Annotated in this window: 16 protein-coding genes; 5 read left to right on the top strand and 11 right to left on the bottom strand. The window is 69.9% G+C overall.

What is annotated here, in order from left to right; genetic code table 11:
• Window positions 1–19 precede the first annotated feature (19 nt).
• Genes murB through ACTCB7_RS12245 form a run of 9 tightly spaced genes read right to left on the bottom strand, consistent with a single transcriptional unit; the run spans window position 20 to window position 8,713 of the window.
• The gene (gene murB / locus ACTCB7_RS12285) at window positions 20–1,045 is read right to left on the bottom strand and encodes a UDP-N-acetylmuramate dehydrogenase (protein ID WP_463006898.1); all 1,026 of its coding nucleotides are present in this window, start codon (window positions 1,043–1,045) and stop codon (window positions 20–22) included.
• Window positions 1,042–1,515 (bottom strand): low molecular weight protein-tyrosine-phosphatase, encoded by a 474-nt coding sequence (locus ACTCB7_RS12280; RefSeq protein WP_463006959.1) that lies wholly within the window; start codon window positions 1,513–1,515, stop codon window positions 1,042–1,044. Before ACTCB7_RS12280 ends, murB begins: the two co-directional genes overlap by 4 nt.
• Complete coding sequence (gene kdsB / locus ACTCB7_RS12275) at window positions 1,515–2,288, bottom strand: 3-deoxy-manno-octulosonate cytidylyltransferase (protein WP_463006897.1); 774 nt, start codon at window positions 2,286–2,288, stop codon at window positions 1,515–1,517. The genes ACTCB7_RS12280 and kdsB overlap by 1 nt, the downstream gene beginning before the upstream one ends.
• Window positions 2,285–2,500 (bottom strand): Trm112 family protein, encoded by a 216-nt coding sequence (locus ACTCB7_RS12270; protein WP_224415209.1) that lies wholly within the window; start codon window positions 2,498–2,500, stop codon window positions 2,285–2,287. Before ACTCB7_RS12270 ends, kdsB begins: the two co-directional genes overlap by 4 nt.
• Window positions 2,493–3,530, bottom strand: a complete 1,038-nt coding sequence (lpxK, locus tag ACTCB7_RS12265; protein ID WP_224415210.1) for a tetraacyldisaccharide 4'-kinase — start codon at window positions 3,528–3,530, stop codon at window positions 2,493–2,495. Before lpxK ends, ACTCB7_RS12270 begins: the two co-directional genes overlap by 8 nt.
• On the bottom strand, window positions 3,527–5,269 hold the full coding sequence (gene msbA, locus ACTCB7_RS12260; protein ID WP_224420954.1) for a lipid A export permease/ATP-binding protein MsbA: 1,743 nt from the start codon (window positions 5,267–5,269) through the stop codon (window positions 3,527–3,529). Before msbA ends, lpxK begins: the two co-directional genes overlap by 4 nt.
• Window positions 5,266–5,697 (bottom strand): ExbD/TolR family protein, encoded by a 432-nt coding sequence (locus tag ACTCB7_RS12255; protein WP_463006896.1) that lies wholly within the window; start codon window positions 5,695–5,697, stop codon window positions 5,266–5,268. The genes msbA and ACTCB7_RS12255 overlap by 4 nt, the downstream gene beginning before the upstream one ends.
• Complete coding sequence (locus ACTCB7_RS12250) at window positions 5,694–6,347, bottom strand: MotA/TolQ/ExbB proton channel family protein (protein WP_463006895.1); 654 nt, start codon at window positions 6,345–6,347, stop codon at window positions 5,694–5,696. Before ACTCB7_RS12250 ends, ACTCB7_RS12255 begins: the two co-directional genes overlap by 4 nt.
• Window positions 6,348–6,385: 38 nt before the next feature.
• Entirely contained in the window at window positions 6,386–8,713 is a 2,328-nt protein-coding gene (locus ACTCB7_RS12245; protein ID WP_463006894.1) for a DNA internalization-related competence protein ComEC/Rec2, read from the bottom strand.
• Window positions 8,714–8,808: 95 nt separating this feature from the next.
• Between ACTCB7_RS12245 and ACTCB7_RS12240 the strand changes: the two genes are divergently transcribed.
• Window positions 8,809–9,363 carry a DUF2062 domain-containing protein gene (locus tag ACTCB7_RS12240; protein ID WP_463006893.1) on the top strand — a complete coding sequence of 185 codons (555 nt, stop codon included), beginning with the start codon at window positions 8,809–8,811 and terminating at the stop codon, window positions 9,361–9,363.
• A gap of 23 nt (window positions 9,364–9,386) precedes the next feature.
• Here ACTCB7_RS12240 and ACTCB7_RS12235 read toward each other — a convergent pair whose 3' ends face one another.
• A complete protein-coding gene (locus ACTCB7_RS12235) occupies window positions 9,387–10,109 on the bottom strand; it encodes an ABC transporter ATP-binding protein (protein WP_463006892.1) in 723 nt (240 codons plus the stop codon).
• Entirely contained in the window at window positions 10,102–11,343 is a 1,242-nt protein-coding gene (locus ACTCB7_RS12230) for a lipoprotein-releasing ABC transporter permease subunit (protein ID WP_463006891.1), read from the bottom strand. Before ACTCB7_RS12230 ends, ACTCB7_RS12235 begins: the two co-directional genes overlap by 8 nt.
• Window positions 11,344–11,498: 155 nt before the next feature.
• Between ACTCB7_RS12230 and ACTCB7_RS12225 the strand changes: the two genes are divergently transcribed.
• The 4 genes from ACTCB7_RS12225 to ACTCB7_RS12210 all read left to right on the top strand — a co-directional run bounded on the left by ACTCB7_RS12225 (window position 11,499) and on the right by ACTCB7_RS12210 (window position 15,563).
• The gene (locus ACTCB7_RS12225) at window positions 11,499–12,566 is read left to right on the top strand and encodes an agmatine deiminase family protein (protein WP_463006890.1); all 1,068 of its coding nucleotides are present in this window, start codon (window positions 11,499–11,501) and stop codon (window positions 12,564–12,566) included.
• Between the two features lies 1 nt (window position 12,567).
• Window positions 12,568–13,467: a carbon-nitrogen hydrolase gene (locus tag ACTCB7_RS12220; RefSeq protein WP_463006889.1), complete on the top strand. Its 900-nt coding sequence runs from the start codon at window positions 12,568–12,570 to the stop codon at window positions 13,465–13,467.
• A gap of 185 nt (window positions 13,468–13,652) precedes the next feature.
• Window positions 13,653–14,591 carry an oxygen-dependent tRNA uridine(34) hydroxylase TrhO gene (trhO, locus tag ACTCB7_RS12215; protein WP_463006888.1) on the top strand — a complete coding sequence of 313 codons (939 nt, stop codon included), beginning with the start codon at window positions 13,653–13,655 and terminating at the stop codon, window positions 14,589–14,591.
• Between the two features lie 105 nt (window positions 14,592–14,696).
• Window positions 14,697–15,563: a DNA replication terminus site-binding protein gene (locus ACTCB7_RS12210; protein WP_463006887.1), complete on the top strand. Its 867-nt coding sequence runs from the start codon at window positions 14,697–14,699 to the stop codon at window positions 15,561–15,563.
• Window positions 15,564–15,577 lie beyond the last annotated feature (14 nt).

The raw sequence follows: 15,577 nt of genomic DNA, 5'->3' as shown, positions 1-15,577 counted from the left end.
TTGAACCCCATGCCCCCGCTTACGCCTTGCCGGGCACGGCTTCCCCCAGCACCCGCGGCTCGCGCGTCAGGCGCACGCCGAAGCGCGCCTCCACCATCGCCGTCACCCGCTCGGCGAGCGCCAGCAGCTCCGCGGCACTTCCGCCCCCGTGATGCACCAGCACCAGGGCCTGGCGGTCGTGCACGCCGACATGGCCGTCGCGCACCCCCTTTAGACCGCAGCGATCGATCAGCCAGCCGGCGGCGAGCTTGACGTGGCCATCAGGCAGCGGGAAGTGCGGCATGTCGGGCCACTCGTCCAGCAACCGCTGTGCTTTCTCCGCGTCGACGATCGGGTTGGTGAAGAAACTGCCGGCATTGCCGAGTACCGCCGGGTCCGGCAGCTTTTCGCGCCGCACCGCGCTGACGGCGGCGACGACATCGGCGGCGGACGGGGAAGCGGGCACACGCGCGGCGAGATCACCGTAGTCGAGCCGCGGCCGGGGACGGTGCGACAGGCGCAGCACCAGGCGGGTGATGATCACGCGATTCTCGAGGGCGTGCTTGAAGACGCTGTCGCGATAGCCGAAAGCGCACTCATCGCGCCCCAGCACCCGCTCGCGCGCGCCGTCGCGCTCGAGCAGGTGCACGGTCTCGAGCACCTCGGCAAGCTCCACGCCATAGGCGCCGATGTTCTGGATCGGTGCCGCCCCGGCCTGCCCGGGGATCAGCGCCAAGTTCTCGATGCCCCACAGGCCACGCTCGGCCATGGCCACGACCAGCTCGTGCCAGTTCACGCCGGCCCCCACATGAACGCGCACCGTGTCGCCATCGGCCGGCTCGAGCCAATAGTCGGTCAGCGCCGGGCGCACCACGAGCCCCGGCAGCCAGGGTTCGAGCACCAGGTTGCTGCCGCCGCCGATCACCGTCAGTGGCCAATCGTGGCGCTCGGCCTCGACCAGGGCCTCATGGGCTTGAGCCAGTGAGGTTACCGTCACCAGGCGCTCGGCGGTCGCCGGCAGCCCCAGGGTGTTGGCGGCGGTCAGATCGACGTCGTGCTGGATCATGACCCCGCCAGACGGCGCTGGATCTCGACAATCAGGCCGTCGCTGGCCGACTCGATCAGATCGAGCACCCTCTCGAAGCCGTCATCGCCACCGAAGTAGGGGTCCGGGACCGCTTCGCCGGGACGCCCGGCATAGCGCAAGAAGAGCTCGGTCTGCGCCCGGCAATCCGCAGGCTTTCGCGCCTCGATCGCGGCCAGGTTGTCGTGATCCATGGCCAGGATGTAGTCAAAGCGCTCGAAGTCCTCGGCCGCCAGGGTGCGTGCGCGCAGCGCGGAGAGATCGATGCCGCGCTGGTTCGCCGCGGCCTGGGCCCGCCGGTCCGGCGCCTTGCCGACATGCCAGTGGCCGATGCCGCAGGAGTCGACCTCGACCCGCTCGGCCAGCCCCGCCTGGCGCAGCTGCTCGCGGAACACGCCCTCGGCGCTCGGCGAGCGGCAGATGTTGCCCAGGCACACGAACAGCACGCGCATCATGAGGCTCCCTCCTGTTCGACGATCTGACGGCGCACCCGCTCCAGATCCTCGGCGCTGTCCACCCCGGCGGGATGCACGTCGCGGGCCAGCGCCACCTGGATGTGATGGCCGTGATGCAGGGCACGCAGCTGCTCGAGCTGCTCGAGCTGCTCGAGCGGGCTGGGCAGCCAGTTGACGAAGTCGGCGAGAAAGCCCGCCCGATAGGCATACAGGCCGATATGCCGCAGCCAGGCATCGGTGGCCAGGGTCTGCGGGCGCGCGCTGAAGTGCGCCCGGTCCCAGGGGATCGGCGCCCGCGAGAAGTACAGCGCCCGGCCGCGCACGTCGCGCACCACCTTGACGGCGTTGGGGTTGAGCAGGGTCTCGACGTCGCTGATCGGGGCCGCCAGCGTGGCGATCGAGGCCTCGGGGTCGTCGGCCAGCCGCGCGGCCACCTGGGCGATCGACGCCGGCGGCAGCAGCGGCTCGTCCCCCTGGACGTTGACCACGAGGGTCTCGGCGGGCAGCGCGAGCGCCTGCGCCACCTCGGCCAGCCGATCGGTCCCCGAGGGGTGGTCGTCGCGGGTCATCAGCGCCTCGCCGCCGGCGGCTTCCACCGCCCGGCAGACGCGCGCATCGTCGCTGGCCACCACCACGCGGGCGGCACCGCTGAGACAGGCGCGCTGCCAGACACGCACCACCATCGGCACGCCGGCGATGTCGGCCAGCGGCTTGCCCGGCAGGCGGCTGGCCGCGTAGCGCGCCGGAATCACCACCACGAACTCGCTCATGCATTCGGCCCCGGCGCCGGGCCGAGGCGCTCGCCCAGCTTCTCCTCGGCATCCATCACCCGCGCCTCCTCCTCGAGCATCACCGGGATGTCGTCGCGTATCGGGAAGGCCAGGCCGTCATACAGGCACTTGAGCTCACCGCGCTCGCGGTCGTAGGCCAGCTTGCCCTGACACAGCGGGCAGACCAGCATGGCCAGCAGTTCCTTATCCATCGTTTACCTCGCAGGTGGCGGGTTGTAGCGTGTCGTGTCGCTCGGCGACGAGCGTCGCCAGGCGCTCGCGCAGCCAGTCGGCGAAGGCCGGGTCCGGCACGGCCTCGACGTCCAGCGCCCAGCAGCGCTCGTTGGCGAAGCGTCGGCATTTCACCGCATCCTTGGCGGTCATCACCACCGGGCGGTTGTCGGCGAAGCGCAGGTCCTCGGCGCTGTAGCGGTGATGGTCGGCCAGCGGGTGCGCATCGTGCGCCACGCCCAGCGCCGTCAGCGTGGCGAAGAACCGGGCCGGATGGCCGATGCCGGCCAAGGCATGCACCCGTCCGGAGAACGGCACCCGCGCGATGGGATAGCAGGCGTCATCGGTGAGGTGGCGCCAGCGTGCCGGCTCGAGGTGCATGGCGTGACCGGCGACCGCACGCTCGGCGCCTTGCGCCCCGTTGACGATCACCGCATCCACCGAGTCCAGCCGCGACAGCGGCTCGCGCAGAGGGCCGGCCGGCAGGCAGCGGCCGTTGCCGAAGCCCAGGGCGCCATCGACCACCACCAGTTCGAGATCGCGCCCCAGCGCCAGGTGCTGCAGGCCGTCGTCGGCGATGATGATGTCGCAGCCGGCGGCGATCAGCTTGCGGGCACCGCGCGGGCGGTCGGGGTCGACCACCACCGGTCGCCCGGTCTGCTGGGCGAGCATCAGCGGCTCGTCGCCGCTGTGGGCGGGGTCGCTGTCGGTATTGACGTAGAGCGGATAGCGCGGCGCCTGGCCGCCGTAGCCCCGGGAGACGATGCCCGGCCGCCAGCCCTGCTCGCCCAGCCAGCGCGCCAGCCAGGCGACCAGCGGCGACTTGCCGGTGCCGCCCAGGGTCAGGTTGCCGACCACCACCACCGGCACCGGCGAGCGCCACACCGTGTACCGCCCGGCGGCATAGGCCCGCTGTCGTGCCTCGACACCGCGGCGATAGAGCCAGGCCAGCGGGCGCAGCGCCTGCAGCCAGCCGGCATCACGGTACCAGGCGTCCACCCAGCGGCTCATGCCGTCACCTCCTGGAACTGCAGGCGGTGGAGTGCCGCGTAGGCGCCGTCACGCTCGATGAGCTCGCCGTGGGTGCCGCTCTCGACGATCTCGCCCTGCTCCATCACCAGGATGCGATCGGCGCGCTCGATGGTCGACAGCCGGTGGGCGATGACAAAGGTGGTGCGTCCGCGGCAGACCGTTTCCAGCGCCTGCTGGATGTAGCGTTCCGACTCGGTGTCCAGGGCCGAGGTGGCCTCGTCGAGCACCAGCAGCGGGGCATCCTTGAAGATCGCCCGGGCGATCGCCAGGCGCTGGCGCTGGCCGCCCGAGAGCATCACCCCGTTGTCGCCGATCACGGTGTCGTAGCCATTCGGCAGGCGCCGGATGAAATCGTCGGCGTAGGCCGCGCGCGCCGCCGCGGCGACGGCCTCGCGATCGGCGCCGGGCACGCCGTAGGCGATGTTGTCGGCCACCGTGGTGTTGAACAGCGTGACCTGCTGCGAGACCAGCGCGATCTGGCGGCGCAGCGGCGACAGCCGGTACGCGTCGAGCGGCACCCCGTCCAGGGTCACCCGCCCCTGCGTGGGACGATAGAAGCGCGGCAGCAGGTTGACCAGAGTCGACTTGCCGCTGCCCGAGCGACCGACGATGGCGATCATCTCGCCGGGGGCCACCGTCAGCTCGATGCCCTTGAGCACCTCGGGCTGATCGCTGCCATAGGCGAAGCGCACGCCCTCGAAGCGCACCTCGCCGCGCACGCTCTGGGGGTCGCGATAGCCCGCGTCGATCTCGGCGGGTTCCTCGAGCAGGCGGAACAGCTCGTCGGAGGCGGCCAGCCCCTTCTGGATCACCGAGTTGACATCGGTCAGCGACTTGATGGGCTTGGCCATCAGCGAGGCGGCGGTGATGAAGGCCACGAACTCGCCCGGCGTCATGTCCTCCATCAGCTCGGGCGCCATGGCCAGCCACACCAGCGCCGCCAGCGAGATGGCCACCGACAGCTGGATCACCGGCGTGCTGACCGCCTTGGTCAGCGCCTCCTTCATGCTCTGGTCGCGGTTGTAGGCACTGGCCGCGGCGAAGCGGCGCTTCTCGTAGTCTTCCGCCCCGTGGGTGCGCACCACCTTGTAGCCGGTCAGCGCCTCGGAGGCAACATGGGTGACATCGCCCATGGAGTTCTGGATGCGCCGCGAGATCTCCCGGAAGCGCTTGCTGGCGTAGCGCACCACGCCGCCGATCAGCGGCGTCACGGCGAGAAACAGCAGGGTCAGCATCCAGTTGGTCCACAGCAGGTAGAGGATCAACCCGATGACGAACAGCCCCTCGCGCAGGATGACGGTGATGGCGTTGCTCGCCGCGCCGGTGACCTGCTCGACGTGGTAGGTGACCCGCGAGATCAGGTGCCCGCTGGAGTGGGCGTCGAAGAAGGACCCCGGCAGGTGGAGCATGTGATTGAACACGTTGCAGCGCAGGGCGTGCACCACGTTGCGCGCCACGCCGCTCATGAAATAGGTGCCCAGGAAGGTGCCCAGGCCGCGCGCCGCGAACATGACGATCACGAACAGCGGCAGGTACAGCCGGAAGGCGGCATCCGGATCGCGAATGCCGTCGATCAGCCGCTTCATCATCTCGGCCAGCGCCGTGCTCGAGGCCGCGTAGATGGCGTAGCCCAGCACGGCGACGGCGAACTGCCGCCAGTGGGGCTTCACATAGCCCAGCAGGCGCCGGTACAGGGTCAGGCTGTCGGGTTGTGTCACGGCGTCTCCGTTTGCGGTTGCGAGGCGGCCGAGGGCCGCGTGGCGATGCGGACCTGCCGAATGTTCAGCGCCGCCGCCTGGTCGAGCGCCGCCACCACGGCGGCATGCGTCGCCCGGCCGTCGGCCTCGATGACCAGGCCCTGCTCCCGGGCGGCGTCGGCGTGCTGGGCCAGGGCGCGATGCAGGGCATCACGCGAGGCCAGCGCCTGCGCATCGAGCCGGTAGGTGCCGTCGCGGGTGACCACCACAGTCACCGGGCTCGACTCGAGCCGCGCGGCATGGTCGCTGGCGGGCAGGCTCAGTTCCAGTGCCTGCCGGGGCGTGAAGGTGGTCGAGACCATGAAGAAGATCAACAGCAGAAACACCACATCGATCAGCGGCGTCAGGTTGACCTCCACCGGGTCGCGCTGGCGGCGCGGAAACTTCATGCCCGCTCGCCCCGCGGCTCGTGGCGCTCCGCCAGGGTCAGGTCCCCCGAATGATGGGCGAGAAACTCGACCATGCGCCCGGCCTGCTCTTCCATGCGCACGGTGATCGCCTCGACGCGGCGCTGGAAGTAGCGGTGGAACATCAGCGCCGGGATCGCCACCGCCAGCCCCGCCGCCGTGGTCACCAGCGCCTGGGAAATGCCGCCGGCCAGTTCGCTGGTCCGCTGCGCGCCCTCGGCACCGACGATCACCGCGAAGACCTGGATCATGCCCACCACGGTGCCCAGCAGGCCGATCAGCGGCGTGATCGAGGCGATGGTGCCCAGCGGGCTGAGGAAGCGTTCCATGTCATGGATCACCGCCGTGGCCGACTCCTGGAGGCGCGCGCGCACGGCATCCTGGCCCAGCCGGGCGTTGCGCAGCCCCGCCGCCAGCACCCCGCCCAGCGGCGAGTGGCTCTCCAGCCAGAACAGGTTGACCTGCCCCTGCTGGATCAGCTCGCAGACCTCCTCGGCCAGGCTCGGCGGCGCGATGCGCGAGGCCCGCAGGCTCCACAGCCGCTCGATGACGATCATCGTCGCCAGCAGCGAACAGCCGAGGATGGGAATCATCAGGACCCCGCCGGCCACCAGGGTGTCGTAAACGTTCATTGCGTTCCGTCTCCCGCGTCGTGAAGGCAACGCCGATTTCAGTGCGGCGATTCTATCGCATGGCAGTCCCCTCCGACACTCTCGCCCCCGCCCGGCAGGGCTCGCCGAGTGGTCACCGCCGGTGCGGGTCCGCCGCCCAGCCACAGGGTCACCGCGCCGTCCAGCGCCGTGTTCCACAGGCAGCTGCCGGCGCGCCGGTAGCGCCTCACCACCGCGGGACGGGGGTGGCCGTGGGGATTGTCCCGCCCCGCGCTGAACACGACCTGTCGCGGCCGGGTCGTCGCCACCCAGGCCGGCGACGAACTGGTGGCACTGCCGTGATGCCCGGCCACCAGCACCGTCACGTTCCGTGGCACCGTATCCAGCAGACGCGTCTCGACGGCCGTGGTGGCATCCCCGCTGATCAGGGCCTGCTCGCCGTTGGCCGCCGTCACCAGCAGCACGCAGGAGCGATCGTTGCGAGGCTTTTCGGGAGGCGTCCCGCGCGGCCAGAGGAACCGGAAGCGCACACCGTCCCAGCGCCATCCGCGTCCGGCTCGGCAGCGCCGTCGCTCGGCGTCCTCGCCGGCGGTTGATGGCCGGTCCGCCAGCGGCGAGTACCAGCGCGCCACCGCATGCCGGGCCACCAGCTCGGGTACGCCGCCGGCATGGTCGCGATCCCCGTGGCTGACGATCACGGCATCGAAGTGCTGCCCCGCCGGCCAGAGAGTGGACAGCGGCATGAAGCCGGAACGAAATCGTGGCCCGGTGTCGTAGAGCAGCCGGTGATGGGCGGTGCGCAGCTCGACCAGCTGCCCCTGGCCGACGTCCTGCACCCGCAGGCGCAACCGGCCCTTCGCCATGTCGGGCGGGGCCAGGGTCACGACCAGCACGGCCAGCGTCAGGCTGCCCAGCCAGCGGGGCACCGCCGTGACCCCAGGCAGCCCCCAGAGCAGCGTGATCAGGATCAGCGCCAGCGCCGTCGGCCAGATCGCCCAGCCCGGCGGCTCCCACAGCGGAACGGCACCGGCCGTCGCCACCAGGGCGGCGTGCAGCCCGTGGGCCAGCCAGCCAAAGCCCTGCCAGCACAACGACGCCAGCGGCGGCACGGGCGCCGCCATCCAGCCGGCCAGCCCCAGGGGCACCAGCAGGCTGCCGACCAGCGGCACGATCAGCAGGTTGACCAGGGGGGCCGCCGGAGCCAGCCGACCGAAGGCGAGCAGCACGGCCGCCGCCATCAGCGGCGACAGCAGCAGCTGGGTACGCAGCAGGGCCAGGCACCAGCCTCGCCGACCGGCGGGCCGTCGGCGCCCCTGCCAGGCCAGGATGAGCAGCGCCACGGCGGTGAACGACAGCCACAGCCCCGGGCGCCACAGCGACAGCGGGTCGATCGCCACCACCAATGCGAGCGCCAGCCACCAGCCCTGCCAGGGGCCCGGCGCATGGCGGCCGCTGGCCACCCACAGGCCGATCAGGGTCATGATGATGGCGCGCAGCGTGGGCGGCTCCAGCCCCGCCAGCCAGCCGTAGCCCACCGCGGCCAGCGCCGCCGCCCACCAGGGCCACACCGCCAGCCGCCAGCGAGCGGGCATGACCAGCCGGGCCACCCCGCGCGCCAGCCACAGCATCAGCGTCGCGACGAGCCCCACGTGCAGCCCCGAGATCACCATCACATGCGTGGTGCCGGTGGCATTGAGCAGGTCCCAGTCGGCCTCCGTCAGCCGCTCGGACGCCCCCAGGGTCAGCGCCCCCAGCCAGCGCCGGGTCAGCGGGTCAGCGACCCGCTGGTCGAGATGCGCCAGCGCCGCCTCGCGCACGCCGGGCCTGCCGGCCACGAGCCGCCGCGGGGGTGGCGCGTCGCGCACATAGCCGGTGGCGCCGATGCCCTCGCGCCACAGCCAGGCGCCATAGTCGAAGGTGTGGGGGTTGGCGAAGCCGGCCGGCGGTCGCAGCCGCAGTGTCAGGGACCAGACATCGCCCGTCGCCAGGGCCGGCGGATCGTACCAGCTGACCCGCACCCGCTCGAGCCGCCGGCAGTCCGGACGCACCGCCGCCAGGGGCCGGCAGTCCGACACGGCCAGGCGCAGCCGGGCCAGCGACCCGTCCCGCTGCCACTGGGTGATGGTGGCGGTCACCCGCAGGTCCTGCCGCGACAACCCTTCTGGCAGACGCGCTTGCCGCGCCTCGCCGATCGCCAGTGCCGTCAGGCCCATGACCAGCAACAGCACGACGAGCCGGTAACGCCCCGCCGCCAGGCCGAGCAGCACGGCGACGGCCAGGAACCCCGGCAGACCGGGCGGCGCCCACCAGCCCGCCAGGCTGCCCGACACGGCGGCCAGCGCCAGGCCGACGGCCAGGCTCGGCGCGGGGAAACGAGGAAAGGACAACGAGACGATGGACGACGCTCCTCACTGACACGCGGACATGGCAGAAGGCGGGCCAACTATGGATAATGACCGAACCCGATACAGCGAGCGATACCATGCCGCGCCGTCTTCTCCAGCGCTACATGCCTCACCCGGAAACCCTGCAGCGCAATCGCTCGCTGCGTTTCATGAGCCACCTGATCGGCAATGCCACGCTGTGGATGCTGACCCGCCGCTCGGTGGGCAATGCCTTCATGGTCGGCCTGTTCTGCGCCCTGCTGCCGATGCCCTTCCAGATGGTGGTCGCCGCCGCCGGCGCCTGGCTGCTGCGCTGCAACCTGCCGCTGTCGGTCGGGCTGGTCTGGCTGACCAACCCGCTGACCATGCCGCTGATCTTCTACGGCAACTATCGGCTGGGCGCCTGGCTTCTGAACACCCCGGCGCGCCCCGCTCCCGACCAGTTCAGCACCCACTGGATCGCCGCCAAGATGGCCGAGATCCTGCCGCCGCTGCTGCTCGGCTCGCTGGTCGCCGCGGTGGTCACCGGGGTGGTGGCCAACGTGGCGATCCGCCTGATCTGGCGCTGGCACGTGGCGCGCAGCTGGCGGCGTCGCCAGCGCCGCCGCCGGCGGGCCCGGGCGGCCCACGCCGGACGACCGCCTTCCGCCTAGGCCTCCGGCGCGGCCCGCCTCGGTCAGGTCTCGGTCAGGTGGCCCAGGTCGAGGTGCATCACGCGGTCCTGGTGCGCGGCCAGTCCCGGGTCATGGGTCACCACCACAAAGGCGCAGGCCGCCGTCGCCGCCAGCTCGTCCATCAGGCCGAGGATGCTCGCCGCGGTGGTCTGATCCAGGTTGCCGGTGGGCTCGTCCATCAGCATCAGGCTCGGGTCGGTGATCAGCGCCCGGGCGATCGCCACCCGCTGGCGCTCGCCGCCGGAGAGCTCGCCCGGCTTGTGGTCGGCGCGCGGCGCCATGCCGACCCGCTCGAGGATGGCCAGCGCCCGCTGCTGCGCCTCGCGGCGCTTCTCGCCCCGGATCATCAGGGGCAGGGCCACGTTCTCGCAGGCGGTGAATTCGGCCAGCAGGTGGTGAAACTGGTAGACGAAGCCGATATGCCGGTTGCGGAAGCGCCCCAGGGCCGCCTCGCCCAGCTCGGCCAGCGACTGGCCGGCGACCCGCACCGTGCCCGCGGTGGGCCGGTCGAGCCCGCCCAGCAGGTTGAGCAGCGTGGTCTTGCCGGAGCCCGAGCTGCCCACCACGGCGATGCGCTCGCCGGCCCGCACCGCCAGGTCGAGCCCGTTGAGCACGGTGACGTCCTGCGGCCCCTCGCGGTAGACCTTGGTCAGCCCCTCGCAGGCCAGCATGACCTCGCGCTGTGCCATGTCGGGCGCGGCGACGGAAGAGATCGGATCACTCATAGCGCAGGACCTCCGCGGGTTGCACGCGTGACGCCCGCCAGGCGGGATACAGCGTCGACAGGAAACTCAGCCCGAAGGCCGTGGCAACGATGATGCCCACATCGCTCCATTCGAGCCGCGAGGGCAGATAGCTGATGAAGTAGACGTTGGGGTCCAGGAACTGGATGCCGGTGACCGATTCGAACCAGGCGATGATGTCGGACACCGACAGCGCCAGGACGATGCCCAGCCCCACGCCGATGAGAATGCCGATCAGGCCGATGGCCAGTCCCTGGACGATGAAGATGCCCATGATGGTCCGTGGCGTGGCACCGATGGTGCGCAGGATGGCGATGTCGGCGTGCTTGTCGGTCACCACCATCACCAGCGTCGAGACGATGTTGAAGGCCGCCACCGCGACGATCACCATCAGCAGCAACCCGATCATGCGCTTCTCCATCTGGATCGCCTGAAACAGGTTGCCGTGGGTGTAGGTCCAGTCCATGCCGCGATAGCCGTAGCCCAGCTCGTTGAGAATCGACTGGGTGACACTGCCGGCCAGGAACAGGTCGTCGAGTTCGAGGCGCAGCCCGCCGACGTTGTCGCCCATCCGGGCGAGCTTCTGCATATCCTGGATGTTGGCGTAGGCCAGACGGGCGTCAAGGTCCGCGCCCACCTTGAAGATGCCGCTCACCGTGAAGCGCTTCATGCGCGGGAAGACCCCGCCCGGGGTGATCGAGGCCTCGGGCACCAGCAGCGTCACCCGGTCGCCGACTCCCACGCCCAGATTGCGCGCCAGCAGATCACCGAGCACGACATGCCATTCCCCGGGAGCCAAGTCGTCGAGGCTGCCCTGTTGCATATGCTGGTCGATGATCGACACACGCTTCTCGTAGTCGGGCTTTATACCCCACACCATGGCGCCCTGGGTGTTGCCCCCGGCCGCCAGCATGCCCTGCTGCTCGACATAGGGCGCCGCGGCGACAACGTGCTTGCGCTGGGTCAGGCGCTCGGCAAGCGGCTTCCAGTCACTCATCCCCGCGGGTTTCTCGATGCGCGTGTGGGGCACCATGCCCAGCACGCGGGTGCGCAGTTCGTGGTCGAAGCCGTTCATCACCGAGAGCACCAGGATCAGCACCGCCACGCCCAGCGTCAGGCCCAGCATCGAGGTCAGCGAGATGAACGAGATGAAGTGATTGCGGCGCTTGGCGCGCACGTAGCGCAATCCGATCAGAAAAGGTAGGCGATCCAGCATCAACTTCGGTTCCTTGTCGACAGGCGACCCATGGTACGGTTTTTTCGGCGCCGACGCATCGAGCCCCGACGCGACGAAAGGCTTGCAACGCACACGGCGACGTCTAAAATGCCGCCGCCTGCCCCACGGGCGCGTTCTCGGCTTCAGGAGACACCATGACGCAGCGTCTGTTCCCCGAATGGCACCCGCAGGATGCCATTCAGCTTACCTGGCCCACCGCCGAGAGCGACTGGGCGACCCTGTTGGCGTGCATCGAGGCGACCCTGGAAGCCATGACGGTGGCCATCGCCCGCTATCAGGCCGTGTTGATCACGGTGGCCGACGCGACCGTCCGGGAACGCCTGAGAGCCCGTTTCGATCACCTCGGCGTGCCTGTCGCGCGCCTGCGCATCGCCGTGGCCCCCAGCGACGACACCTGGGCCCGCGACCACGGCCCCATCGCCGTCGAGCGCGACGGCCGGGTGGTACTGCTCGACTATCGTTTCACCGGCTGGGGCGGCAAGTTTCCCGCCGCCCGCGACAATGCCCTGACCCGCCGCCTGGCCGGATCCGGCTGCTTCGCCGCCCCGGTGGAGTCCCGCGACCTGGTGCTCGAGGGGGGCGCCATCGAGACCGACGGCGAGGGCACGCTGCTGACCACCGAGGCCTGCCTGCTCAACCCCAATCGCAACCCGACGCTGGACCGGGCGGCGATCGAGGCGCGTCTGCGCGAGGACTTCGGGGTCGACCGCGTGCTCTGGCTGCGTCACGGCCATCTCGAGGGCGACGACACCGACAGCCACATCGATACCCTGGCGCGCTTCTGCGATGCCCGGACCATCGCCTACGTGCGCTGCGACGATCCACAGGACCCGCACCATGCGGAATTCAAGGCGATGGAGCGCGAACTTCAGGCGCTGCGCCGACGCGACGGCTCGCCCTACCGGCTGATCCCGCTGCCCTGGCCAAGGCCCTGCCACGACCCCGAGGACGGCCACCGACTGCCGGCGACCTATGCCAACTTCCTGATCCTCGACGCGGCGGTGCTGGTGCCCACCTACGCCGACCCGGCCGACACCCGGGCACTCGCAGCACTGGGCGAGGCGTTTCCCGACCGGGACATCGTGCCCATCGACTGCCGTACTGTGATCCGCCAGCATGGCAGCCTACACTGCCTGACCATGCAGTTACCGCGGGGCAGCCTGAACGCCGCCGACGCGACGCCATTAGAAGAGGAGCGCTGACATGACGAAGACCCTCAAGGTCGGCCTGGTCCAGCAGGCTGCCTGGCCCGACAAGGCGCGCAGCTTGGCCGCCAGCGAAGCCGGCATTCGCGACCTGGCCGCCCGGGGCGCCGAACTGGTGCTGCTGCAGGAGCTGCACGCCACGCACTACTTCTGCCAGTACGAGGACCCGGCACTGTTCGACCAGGCCGAAGCACTGGACGGCCCCACCGCCACGCGCCTGGCCGAACTGGCCCGGGAGCTGGACATCGTGCTGGTCGGCTCGATCTTCGAGCGGCGTGCCGCCGGGGTCTATCACAACACCGCCGTGGTGATGGACCGGGCCCGCGGCCGGGTCGGCCACTACCGCAAGATGCACATCCCCGACGACCCCGGCTTCTACGAGAAGTTCTACTTCACCCCGGGTGACGCCGATGCCGAGCAGGGGTTCGAACCCATCGACACCTCGGTGGGCCGCCTCGGCGTGCTGGTGTGCTGGGATCAGTGGTATCCGGAAGCGGCACGCCTGATGGCACTGGCCGGCGCCGAGCTGCTGCTCTATCCGACCGCCATCGGCTGGCATCCGCCCGACGACCTGCCGGAGAAAGGCCGCCAGAAGGACGCCTGGACGCTGATCCAGCGCGCTCACGGCGTGGCCAACGGCCTGCCGGTGCTGGTCGCCAATCGCGTCGGTCACGAAGCCGACCACAGCGGGGTCACACCCGGCATCGATTTCTGGGGCGGCAGCTTCATCTGCGGCCCCCAGGGCGAACTGCTGGCCCATGCCGGCGACGAGCCCGAGAACCTGCTGGTCGAACTCGACATGGCCGGCAGCGAGAACGTCCGCCGTATGTGGCCCTACCTGCGTGACCGGCGCATCGATGCCTACGGCGACCTGACCCGGCGCTATCGCGACCGCTGATCGCCCGACCGCCTTGCGCATTCTGACGGGCGACTGCTGCGGCATCGCCCGTCCTGCCCCAGCGACACCCCGCCGTGCTGCGCGTCTCGGCCGTTTGCCGTAGAATAGCGCCGCGCGGTGCCAACCACCGCTCTCGATACCCATCCGGACCGTCCTTTACGCGGACGACTGACTGGAGCTTCTGCATGAGTGATTCCATCGTCGTGGCGGCGATGTACAAGTTCGTCACGCTGACCGATTATCAGGAACTGCGCGAGCCGCTGCTCGCCGTGATGCAGGCCAATGACGTCAAGGGAACGCTGCTGCTTGCCGAGGAAGGCATCAACGGCACCGTCTCCGCCCCTCGCGAGGGCATCGACGCCCTGCTCGACTGGCTCAAGGCGGACCCGCGCCTGGCCGGGCTCGACCACAAGGAGTCCTACTGCGAGACGCATCCCTTCTATCGCACCAAGGTCAAGCTCAAGCGCGAGATCGTCACCCTCGGCGTACCCGGCGTCGATCCCAACCGCCAGGTCGGCACCTACGTCGATCCCGAACGGTGGAACGACGTGATCAGTGACCCCGAGGTACTGGTGATCGACACCCGCAACGACTACGAAGTGGAAATCGGCAGCTTCGAGGGCGCCGTCGACCCGCGAACCAAGTCGTTCCGTGAGTTCCCCGAGTACATCAAGGCGCACTACGACCCCAGCCGCCACAAGAAGGTAGCCATGTTCTGCACCGGCGGCATTCGCTGCGAGAAGGCGTCGAGCTTCATGCTCGACGCCGGATTCGAGGAGGTCTACCACCTCAAGGGCGGCATCCTCAACTATCTCGAGAAGGTCCCCGAAGAACAGTCACTGTGGCGCGGCGACTGCTTCGTCTTCGACAACCGCGTGACCGTTCGGCACGATCTCAGCGAGGGCGAATACGACCAGTGCCATGCCTGTCGCCGCCCCATCTCCGAGGCCGACCGGGCGTCCGAAAAGTACGAACCCGGCGTGAGCTGCCCGCACTGCTGGGATTCGCTCTCGGAGAAGACCCGGGCACGCGCCGCCGAGCGCCAGCGTCAGATCGAGCTGGCAAAAGCCCGCCAAGAGCCCCACCCGATCGGCCGCGACCCTCGGGAACTCGTGGAATCCTGATCGATGACCGCCGCCCGTCGCCATGGCGCGCGGGCGGCGTGACAACTGCCAACCTGACAGCTATTCTGGACGCACAAAGATAACGGTATAAAAAGGAATAGCCCGATGGAAGTCCAGTATCGCCTGATGGCCGAACTCGAAGCCGCCTTCGATTCGCTGATAGACGCCACTCACCGGCTGCTCGATGTCTACGCCGACGCGCCTCGCGAGGCCTGGGCACTGGACACGCCGACACCGGACCGCGACTGGCTGGAAGGCGCCCTCTTCGACGTCTGGTATCACGACGGCCAGGATGGCCGGGCCACACGCAGCTACGTGGGCCTGGTCGCCGCCGACGACGCGCTGCTCGACGCCGTGGGTGAGGTCAACCGGTGCAAGTCCGCCTTCGCCACCAAGTTGGGCGAGATCCGCGATCAGGCCGCCGGCCTGATCCCCGAAGCCAAGGCCGTGCTGCCCTTCCGCCACCCGGCCCTGCACCAGCACCTGCGCGGCCAGGGGCTGGCCCGCCTGCATCTCAAGCAGTGCTGGCGGCACATTCCCGTCGCCGACGCCCCCCTGTCCCGGGTTCGCCTGGCCTGGTACTCGAGTGGCCGTTCGATCAAGCGTCTCAGCGTGCGCGAGGCCGAGCAGCGGCTGTTGGCGATGGACAGTGAGGCAGCGCACATTCGCATCCAGCTGGAACAGCTCGCCAGGCTGCCGTCGAGCGAGCCACTGGCCCAGGTCCAGAAACAGGCGCCGGTGATGCGCGCCAACCTGTTTTTCGCCGAACCGCTCGCCGACGGCCGTGAGCGGCGCGCCATGAACCTGCCCCTGCCGCTGTTCATTCCCGCCCCGAACGCACGATTGCCACAGCACAACACGCCGCTGCCCCGCCCGCCGGAAGGCCGCACCCGCGCCAAGCGCAGCGACGAGCGCCTCGAGGAAGACGTCTTCCTGCCCAGCCTGCGCGTCTACCGTTACCGCAGCCGGTAAGGGTGCGCCCCCGG

It is taken from the genome of Modicisalibacter sp., from assembly GCF_055145905.1.
This window is presented reverse-complemented; position numbering and strand designations above follow the sequence as displayed.

Excerpts from the sequence above, each read along its gene's own strand:
- murB (WP_463006898.1), bottom strand. The coding sequence starts at position 1,045 with ATGATCCAGCACGACGTCGATCTGACCGCCGCCAACACCCTGGGGCTG.
- ACTCB7_RS12280 (WP_463006959.1), bottom strand. The coding sequence starts at position 1,515 with ATGCGCGTGCTGTTCGTGTGCCTGGGCAACATCTGCCGCTCGCCGAGC.
- kdsB (WP_463006897.1), bottom strand. The coding sequence starts at position 2,288 with ATGAGCGAGTTCGTGGTGGTGATTCCGGCGCGCTACGCGGCCAGCCGC.
- ACTCB7_RS12270 (WP_224415209.1), bottom strand. The coding sequence starts at position 2,500 with ATGGATAAGGAACTGCTGGCCATGCTGGTCTGCCCGCTGTGTCAGGGC.
- lpxK (WP_224415210.1), bottom strand. The coding sequence starts at position 3,530 with ATGAGCCGCTGGGTGGACGCCTGGTACCGTGATGCCGGCTGGCTGCAG.
- ACTCB7_RS12255 (WP_463006896.1), bottom strand. The coding sequence starts at position 5,697 with ATGAAGTTTCCGCGCCGCCAGCGCGACCCGGTGGAGGTCAACCTGACG.
- ACTCB7_RS12250 (WP_463006895.1), bottom strand. The coding sequence starts at position 6,347 with ATGAACGTTTACGACACCCTGGTGGCCGGCGGGGTCCTGATGATTCCC.
- ACTCB7_RS12240 (WP_463006893.1), top strand. The coding sequence starts at position 8,809 with ATGCCGCGCCGTCTTCTCCAGCGCTACATGCCTCACCCGGAAACCCTG.
- ACTCB7_RS12235 (WP_463006892.1), bottom strand. The coding sequence starts at position 10,109 with ATGAGTGATCCGATCTCTTCCGTCGCCGCGCCCGACATGGCACAGCGC.
- ACTCB7_RS12230 (WP_463006891.1), bottom strand. The coding sequence starts at position 11,343 with ATGCTGGATCGCCTACCTTTTCTGATCGGATTGCGCTACGTGCGCGCC.
- ACTCB7_RS12225 (WP_463006890.1), top strand. The coding sequence starts at position 11,499 with ATGACGCAGCGTCTGTTCCCCGAATGGCACCCGCAGGATGCCATTCAG.
- ACTCB7_RS12220 (WP_463006889.1), top strand. The coding sequence starts at position 12,568 with ATGACGAAGACCCTCAAGGTCGGCCTGGTCCAGCAGGCTGCCTGGCCC.
- trhO (WP_463006888.1), top strand. The coding sequence starts at position 13,653 with ATGAGTGATTCCATCGTCGTGGCGGCGATGTACAAGTTCGTCACGCTG.
- ACTCB7_RS12210 (WP_463006887.1), top strand. The coding sequence starts at position 14,697 with ATGGAAGTCCAGTATCGCCTGATGGCCGAACTCGAAGCCGCCTTCGAT.